We start from the raw sequence: 7,664 nt of genomic DNA, 5'->3' as shown, positions 1-7,664 counted from the left end.
GAGGAGGAGAGAGAGCGCCGCCGCAGTCCTGAGCCCCAGGGAGGAGGAGAGGGGCTCGGGAAGCGAATTACTTACCGTATGCGGCCTCGTAGGCCACGCGGGTGATCATCGAGCTGTGCAGCCCGAGGTCGTTCAGCTCGCGGCTGTTGAGCGAGCGCAGTTCGTTGAGCGTCTGGCGATACACCTTGCGGCGGGCCAGGGCTTCGGTCAGTTTCGATTTCAGCGCGGCGAAGCCGCCTTCGTTCAGTTGGATGTCTTGTACGAGTGCCATCGTTTTAGCCTCATCTATCTACTTGCGAGGGCCGCTGCCGGTTCCAGCTTGTCGACCCGAATTCGTTACTTCGTGTTCCGTCGTTGGGCTAAAGATGGCGCTAATGCTGCGACTGCACAATGCCGGGAAGCCTCATTGCCGCCATGCAGAAAATGCATGAATGATTCTGACCCATTTTCGAGACGCAGACGCAAGATATGTGCGCTTGCCTTGGGGCGTTTGGGGGATTCCTGACCATTTGGGCAGTTCTCGACTTGAACTGCGCGGCAAAAACGCCACAGTTCCGGCCAAATCACGAGCAGTCGGGCCAATGATGGACCCGGGAATGGAGGAATCTGCATGGCTCTGAGCAAGGAAACGGTTCTTGCGACGTTGCAATCGGTAGAAGTGCCGGGCGGCGGGACCGCGATCAGCCGCGATCTCGTGCGCGCGCTCGCGGTGCAAGACGGCGTGGTGCGCTTCGTGCTCGAAGGCGCGCCGCAGCCCGAACTGGAAGCGATGCGCCCCGCGCTGGAAGCGGCGATCAAGGCGCTCCCCGAGGTGACGAGCGTGACAGTGGTGGTGCCCGCGGGCGCGCCGCGCGGTCTTGGCGGCACCGCTCAGCAATCGCAACAGCGCGGCCCCGCGATCGGCGGCCATCCCAAGCCCCAGCAAGGTCCGCAAAAAGTGCCGGGCGTGAAGAAGATCATCGCCGTGGGGTCGGGTAAGGGCGGCGTCGGCAAATCCACTGTCGCGTCGAACCTCGCTGTGGCGCTGACTCGCGCGGGCAAGAAGGTCGGTCTGCTCGACGCGGATATCTATGGTCCCTCGCTGCCGCGCATGATGGGCGCGAACAAGCGGCCCGCCTCGCCGGACGGGCAGACGATCCTGCCGCTGCAGGCGCATGGCGTCACGCTGATGTCGGTCGGTCTCATGCTCAAAGAGAGCGAGGCGGTTATCTGGCGTGGCCCGATGCTGATGGGCGCGATGCAGCAGATGCTGTTTCAGGTGAAATGGGACGAATACGGCCCGCTCGACGTGCTTTTGATCGATCTGCCGCCGGGGACGGGGGATGTGCAGCTCACGCTGTGCCAGAAAACCGAGCTGGACGGGGCGATCATCGTCTCGACCCCGCAGGATGTCGCGCTGCTCGATGCGAAGAAAGCGATCGACATGTTCCAGCGGCTGAAAACCCCGATCCACGGGCTGGTCGAGAACATGTCTTCTTATGTCTGCCCGAATTGCGGCCACGAGGCGCATCTCTTCGGCCATGGCGGGGTCGCCGCGGAGGCGAAGGCGCTGGGGCTGCCCTTCCTCGGTGCGCTGCCCGTCGATCTGGATGTGCGGCTCGCCGGCGATGCGGGCACCCCGGTTGCGGCGGGCGAGGGGCCGGCGGCCGAGGGCTATGCCGCTCTTGCGCAGGGGCTGGTCGACCGCGATCTGCTCTGATCTCAGCTCTAGGCCAAGCTCACGCTAAGAAAGGCGCCCGATCCGGGCGCCTTTTTTCTGGTCACAGGGGCGTTATGGGAAATCATGGCACCTTTCATGGAACTTCACGGGAGCGTAGAAGGCAGGTGAGCGGAGATTCGCCACGAAACTGGGCGGAATCACGCGCGCTTCACGTGCCCTCGCGCAAAATCACCCTGTAGTGAGCGCTGAAATCAGTGGTGTCGTGGGTTCAAATTGCGGCTCAAAAACCACAGGTTCCGCATTGGTGGAAATTTTTTGGGATTTTACGGGAAGCTCTGACGGCTCCGGTTTTTCCACCATATATAGTAAATCGTCGCTAGGCTTGCGCTAGGTGTGGTCCGATCTCGGCGCAACGCCTTGTAATGGAGTCTCGTCGCGAACAACATATGCCCAGTCTTCGGCAACTTTTTTCTTGCGTGCCATGAATTCCCATGGCATCCCTAATTCATCGGAAGCGAAGACAAATAGAGGCGCTAAGACCTCACGGCGAAATGCAGGTTTCATACAGGCCATCGCTTCACGAAAACAAAGAGATCCGGCGCGCGAGCGAGCAGATATCCCCATCCCCCCAGGTGGCGCGTGCAGTCGGACATACCCAGTAATGGGAACGAGGGCGGCGGATTGGGCAGTGGCAGCAGCCCAATCCGCTGTTTTCATTTCGGGCCCCGCCCGGCGGGACAGGTGATAGGAGCGCGCTTTGGCGGGCATGTTCATAGGCGAATACACCTTCAAGGTGGACAGTAAGGGTCGCGTGTCGATCCCCGCACTGTTTCGTCGTGAGCTGGAAGAGGGCGACCCCGAGGGCCCGAACAAAGATCGCCCCCGCATGGTCATCGTCTACGGCGCCGACACCCAGAAAATGCTCCAGATCTACACGCAGGCCGCCTTCGAGGCGCTGGCCGCCGATATCGCGGCGCTGCCGCGCGGCTCTAAGCAGCGCACGATCCTGCAGCGGATGGTTTTGTCCAAATCGCACCCGACCGAAGTCGATCCCGATGGCCGCCTGGTTCTCCCGGCGGCTTTGCGCACGAAGATCGGTCTCGACAAGGAGGCTTATTTCTCCGGCGTGGGCGAGACCTTCGAGATCTGGAACCCCGAGACCTTCGCTGCTGCCGATGAAGCCAATATCGATCAGTGGATCGAGGAGCAGGGCGAAGATTTCGACCCGCTCAGCCTATTGTCGCAGGGGTGAGCCATGACGGATCGGGACGCCCTGCCAGACGCCCCCCACGTCCCGGTATTGCTGCGGCCGCTCCTTCGGGCGGTCGCGCCTGTCTCTGGGACCTGGCTTGACGGAACCTTCGGCGCGGGCGGCTATGCGCGCGGATTGCTGGAGGCGGGCGCCGACAAGGTGATTGGCGTCGATCGCGACCCAGCGGTCTTCGAGATGGCCGAGGCGTGGCGCGGCGAGTATGGCGACCGGCTGGAACTGGTCGAAGGCACGTTCTCCGAACTCGATACCTATTCCGACGAACTGCTGGACGGGGTGGTGCTGGATCTCGGCGTCTCCTCGATGCAGCTCGATCAGGCGGATCGCGGGTTTTCTTTCATGCGCGACGGGCCGCTCGACATGCGGATGTCGCAGGAAGGGCCCTCGGCCGCCGATCTGGTGAACGAGACGGACGAAGCCGAGCTCGCTGATATCCTTTATCAATATGGCGAAGAGCGCGCCTCCCGCCGGATCGCCAAGGCTATTGTCGAAGCACGCAAGACCCAGCCTTTCGAGACCACGCAACAACTGGTCAAAGTGATCGAGCGTTGCCTGCCGCGCCCGAAACCAGGGCAGAGCCATCCCGCCACGCGCAGCTTCCAGGGGCTGCGCATCGCGGTGAACGACGAATTCGGCCAGCTCATCGAGGGGCTGGAAGCCGCGGAACGCGCGCTGAAGCCCGGCGGGCTTCTGGCTGTGGTCAGCTTCCATTCGCTCGAAGACCGGGTGGTGAAGCGCTTCTTTGCGGCGCGCTCGTCGACGGGCGGGGGCGGTTCGCGCCACGCACCGGTTCAGCAAACCCTTGATCCCGCTTTCGAGATTACCGTGAAGGGCGACGGGCCCGACGCAGAGGAACTGGCGGAAAACCCGCGCGCACGGTCGGCCCGGCTTCGGGTAGGACGGCGCACCGAGGCGCCCGCCGGCAAGGCCGATCGCACGCAATTGGGGCTTCCGAAGCTCGTCACCGGGGAAAAGAAGGGGAAACGCCGTTGAGACTGCTTGCCTATCTTGCCGCCTCCGCCTGTGTCCTCGCGCTCGCCTTCTGGGCCTATCACGTCAACTACGACACGCAGGACCGGATCGACGAACTGCGCGACCTCAACCGCGAAATCGCCTCGCTCAACGAGGGGCTGTCCGTGCTGAACGCCGAATGGGCCTATCTCAACCGCCCGCAGCGCCTGCGCGAACTGGTCAATCTCAACTTCACCTCGCTGCGTCTCCTGCCGATGACGCCCGAGCAGTTCGGGACCGTGGCGCAGATCGCCTATCCGACGCCGCAGGCCGATGATGCCGATGCGTCGGGCACCGATTTGTCCGGCCTTTCCGACCCGATCGAGGTCAAGGCCGATCCTGAGGGAGGGAACTGATGCGCACGCCCCTTCGTCCGCTTGCCCGTATTCTCGACGCCCGCGAAAAAGGCGAAAACCCCGACGCGATCGAACGCGAGAACCGCCGTCTGCGCGGCGAGGCCACTCGTGACAAGGCCCGTCAAAGCGCCGAAGGCCGCCTGCTGGTCATGTCGGTGATCTTCCTCGCGGCCTTCCTGACGGTGGGACTACGCATGGGCTCCTTCGCCGCCGCGCGCCCCGAAGAGCCGCAGACCGATTCCACGACCGAGCAGATCCACGCCCAACGCGCCGACATCGTCGACCGCAAGGGCAGGGTGCTTGCGACCAACCTGCTGACCCACTCGCTCTATGCGCAGCCGCCGATGATGATCGACCCGCTGGGCACCGTGGACAAGCTGGTGAAGATCTTCCCCGATCTCGACCGCGACCGGCTGAAGAAGGATTTCACCGGTCATCGCAAATTCGTCTGGATCAAGCGCCGCATCAGCCCCGAGCAGATGCAGGCAGTCCATGATATCGGCGATCCCGGCCTTCTGTTTGGCCCGCGCGAAATGCGGCTTTATCCCAACGGCCACCTCGCCTCGCATATTCTTGGCGGCGCGCGCTACGGCACGGAGGGCGTTAACTCCGCCGAGATCCTCGGCGTCGCCGGGATCGAGAAGGAATACGACAAGTGGCTGCGCGATCCGTCCAATGGCGGGCAGCCGCTGAAGCTCTCGCTGGACCTGACCGTGCAGTCCGCGCTCGAAGACGTGCTCTCGGGCGGCATGAAGCTGATGAATGCCAAGGGCGCAACGGCGGTGCTGATGAAAGTTCAGACCGGCGAGATCGTCGCCATGGCGAGTCTGCCCGATTTCGACCCCAACGACCGCCCCGCGCCGCTTCTGAAAGGCGATCCTTCCGACAGCCCGCTGTTCAACCGCGCGGTTCAGGGGATGTATGAGTTGGGCTCCACCTTCAAGATTTTCGCGGTCAGCCAAGCGATGCAGGACGGTCTGGTCACGCCCGAGACGATGATCGACACCAAGGGCCCGCTGCGCTGGGGAAAGTTCCGCATCCACGATTTCCACAATTACGGCAAGCAGTTGTCGGTCACGGATGTGATCGTGCACAGCTCGAATATCGGCACTGCGCGGATCGTCCAGAAGATCGGCCCCGAGAAGCAGCGCGAATTCCTCGGCAAGCTGGGCCTTCTGGAGCCCTCGCCGGTGGAACTGATCGAGGCGCCGACGGGCCGCCCGATTCTGCCGAAGAATTGGTCGGAGCTGTCCGCGATGACCATCGGCTACGGTCACGGTCTTTCCGACAGCCCGCTGCAGCTTGCGACGGCCTATGCGACGATCGCCAATGACGGGCGCCGCGTGCTGCCGACGCTGATTGCCAACGGCGGCCCGCGCAAGCCGCATAAACAAGAATTCGGTGCGCCCGAAGGCGCGCAGGTCGTGTCTCCGGCGGTTGCCCGCAAGGCACTGGCGATGATGCGCGCCGTGGTGACGCGCGGCACGGCGAGCTACGGCAATGTCGAGGGCTATCAGGTCGCGGGCAAGACCGGCACCGCCGACAAGCCCGATCCGCAGGGCGGCTATTACGACAAGAAGGTGATCTCGACCTTCGCAGGCGTCTTCCCGGTGACCAACCCCGAATATGTGCTGGTTCTCACGCTGGACGAGCCGACGGATACCTCCGGCGACACGCCGCGCCGCACCGCAGGCTGGACCGCCGTGCCGGTCGCGGCCGAGACGATCCGCCGTGTCGCGCCGCTTCTGGGCCTGCGCCCCGAACCGACCACGCCCGACACGCTCGACGGCATCAGCCTCGTCAAGAAAGACTGACCTTTCCGGGCTGGCAGCGGGTCTCGCGCCACGCGCATGAACTCGCGCAAAGAGACCGGGGGAAGGGCCTGTCGCCTTGACCTCGCAGACGCGTCGCCGGATAAGTGCGGCAAGCTGAATGAAGGACGGATACGATGGCTGCGGGCACCAAAATGCTGAGCGAATTGGGGCTGACGCCGCTGCAGGGCGCAGACTGCGCGATCTCGGGGCTGTCGGTCGACAGTCGGCAGGTCAAGCCGGGCCATCTCTTCGCGGCGCTGCCGGGCACGCAGATCCACGGGGCCGAGTTCATCCCTTACGCATTGCGCATGGGCGCGGCTGCGGTGCTGACCGATCGCGCGGGCGAGAAGGCCGCGCGCGAGGCGCTTGAAGGCACCGACACCGCCATCGTCATCACGCAAGATCCGCGTCAGGCGCTGGCCTTCGCTGCGGCGCTGTGGTTCGAGCGCCAGCCCGAGACCCTGATCGCGGTGACCGGCACCAACGGCAAGACCTCCGTGGCCACCTTCACCCGCCAGATCTGGCAGCTAATGGGGTTCGAGGCCGCGAATATTGGCACGACCGGCGTGGAAGGCAGCTATTCCGCCCCATCGCCGCATACCACGCCCGAGCCGATCACCCTGCATCGCCTGCTGTCGGATATGGCGGCCGTCGGCGTGACCCATGCCGCAATGGAGGCCTCCTCGCACGGGCTGGCGCAGCGCCGGCTGGATGGTGTGACGCTCTCGGCGGCCGCGTTTACGAATTTCACGCAAGATCACCTCGATTATCATGCGAGCTTCGAGGAGTATTTCGCCGCCAAGGCCGGGCTCTTCACCCGGGTCCTGCCTGAAGACGGGGCGGCGGTGATCAATCTCGACGATCCCAAGGGCGAGGAACTGGCGCGCTATATCACCGCACGCGGTCAGGAATTGATCGGGATCGGCCATACCGAGCAATGCGAGATGCAGATCCTTGGTCAGCGATTTGACGCGACCGGGCAGGACGTGCGCTTTTCGTGGGAAGGCTGGACGCAGATGACCCGCCTGCCGCTGATCGGCGGGTTCCAGGCGATGAACGTGCTCACGGCAGCGGCGCTCGCCATCGCCTGTGGTGCCGACCCCGAGGACGTCTTCGCGACGCTGCCGAAGCTCTCCACCGTGCGCGGGCGGATGCAGCTGGCCGCCACCCGCGACAATGGCGCGACGGTTTTCGTCGATTACGCCCACACCCCCGACGCGGTGCAGACGGCGCTCAAGGCGCTGCGCCCGCATGTGATGGGCCGCCTGATCGCCATCGTCGGCGCGGGCGGGGATCGCGACGCGACCAAGCGCCCGCTGATGGGGCAGGCCGCCGCCGAGAACGCCGATATCGTCATCGTCACCGACGACAACCCGCGCTCGGAAGATCCCGCAACGATCCGCGCCGCCGTGCTGGAAGGCGCGCCCAAGGCGATGGAAGTGGGCGACCGGGCCGAGGCGATCCTGCGCGGCGTCGATCTGCTGCAGCCGGGCGATGCGCTCTTGGTGATGGGCAAGGGCCACGAGAGCGGCCAGATCATCGGCTCGGATACC

General features: G+C 64.4%; 7 protein-coding genes. 6 read left to right on the top strand and 1 reads right to left on the bottom strand.

Annotated elements, in window-relative coordinates; genetic code table 11:
- Window positions 1–67: 67 nt before the first annotated feature.
- On the bottom strand, window positions 68–271 hold the full coding sequence (locus tag B3D39_RS00665; protein ID WP_078519474.1) for a DUF1127 domain-containing protein: 204 nt from the start codon (window positions 269–271) through the stop codon (window positions 68–70).
- A gap of 339 nt (window positions 272–610) precedes the next feature.
- Here B3D39_RS00665 and B3D39_RS00660 point away from each other — a divergent pair, with 339 nt between their 5' ends.
- The 6 genes from B3D39_RS00660 to B3D39_RS00635 all read left to right on the top strand — a co-directional run.
- Window positions 611–1,699, top strand: coding sequence for an Mrp/NBP35 family ATP-binding protein (locus tag B3D39_RS00660; protein WP_078570213.1), 1,089 nt, complete (start codon window positions 611–613; stop codon window positions 1,697–1,699).
- 727 nt (window positions 1,700–2,426) lie between these two features.
- Window positions 2,427–2,912, top strand: a complete 486-nt coding sequence (gene mraZ, locus B3D39_RS00655) for a division/cell wall cluster transcriptional repressor MraZ (RefSeq protein ID WP_286789284.1) — start codon at window positions 2,427–2,429, stop codon at window positions 2,910–2,912.
- Between the two features lie 3 nt (window positions 2,913–2,915).
- Window positions 2,916–3,923 carry a 16S rRNA (cytosine(1402)-N(4))-methyltransferase RsmH gene (rsmH, locus tag B3D39_RS00650; protein ID WP_078539570.1) on the top strand — a complete coding sequence of 336 codons (1,008 nt, stop codon included), beginning with the start codon at window positions 2,916–2,918 and terminating at the stop codon, window positions 3,921–3,923.
- Window positions 3,920–4,297, top strand: coding sequence for a cell division protein FtsL (gene ftsL / locus B3D39_RS00645; protein ID WP_152844166.1), 378 nt, complete (start codon window positions 3,920–3,922; stop codon window positions 4,295–4,297). The genes rsmH and ftsL overlap by 4 nt, the downstream gene beginning before the upstream one ends.
- Window positions 4,297–6,111, top strand: a complete 1,815-nt coding sequence (locus B3D39_RS00640) for a peptidoglycan D,D-transpeptidase FtsI family protein (RefSeq protein ID WP_274963821.1) — start codon at window positions 4,297–4,299, stop codon at window positions 6,109–6,111. Before ftsL ends, B3D39_RS00640 begins: the two co-directional genes overlap by 1 nt.
- 134 nt (window positions 6,112–6,245) lie before the next feature.
- Window positions 6,246–7,664: UDP-N-acetylmuramoyl-L-alanyl-D-glutamate--2,6-diaminopimelate ligase (locus B3D39_RS00635; protein WP_286789283.1), on the top strand; the 1,419-nt coding region annotated here is incomplete at its 3' end.

The sequence above is a fragment of the Thioclava sp. UBA3469 genome, from assembly GCF_002378135.1.
GTDB lineage: Bacteria > Pseudomonadota > Alphaproteobacteria > Rhodobacterales > Rhodobacteraceae > Thioclava > Thioclava sediminum.
This window is presented reverse-complemented; position numbering and strand designations above follow the sequence as displayed.

Coding starts and splice junctions, on each gene's coding strand:
- B3D39_RS00665 (WP_078519474.1), bottom strand. CDS start 271: ATGGCACTCGTACAAGACATCCAACTGAACGAAGGCGGCTTCGCCGCG.
- B3D39_RS00660 (WP_078570213.1), top strand. CDS start 611: ATGGCTCTGAGCAAGGAAACGGTTCTTGCGACGTTGCAATCGGTAGAA.
- mraZ (WP_286789284.1), top strand. CDS start 2,427: ATGTTCATAGGCGAATACACCTTCAAGGTGGACAGTAAGGGTCGCGTG.
- rsmH (WP_078539570.1), top strand. CDS start 2,916: ATGACGGATCGGGACGCCCTGCCAGACGCCCCCCACGTCCCGGTATTG.
- B3D39_RS00640 (WP_274963821.1), top strand. CDS start 4,297: ATGCGCACGCCCCTTCGTCCGCTTGCCCGTATTCTCGACGCCCGCGAA.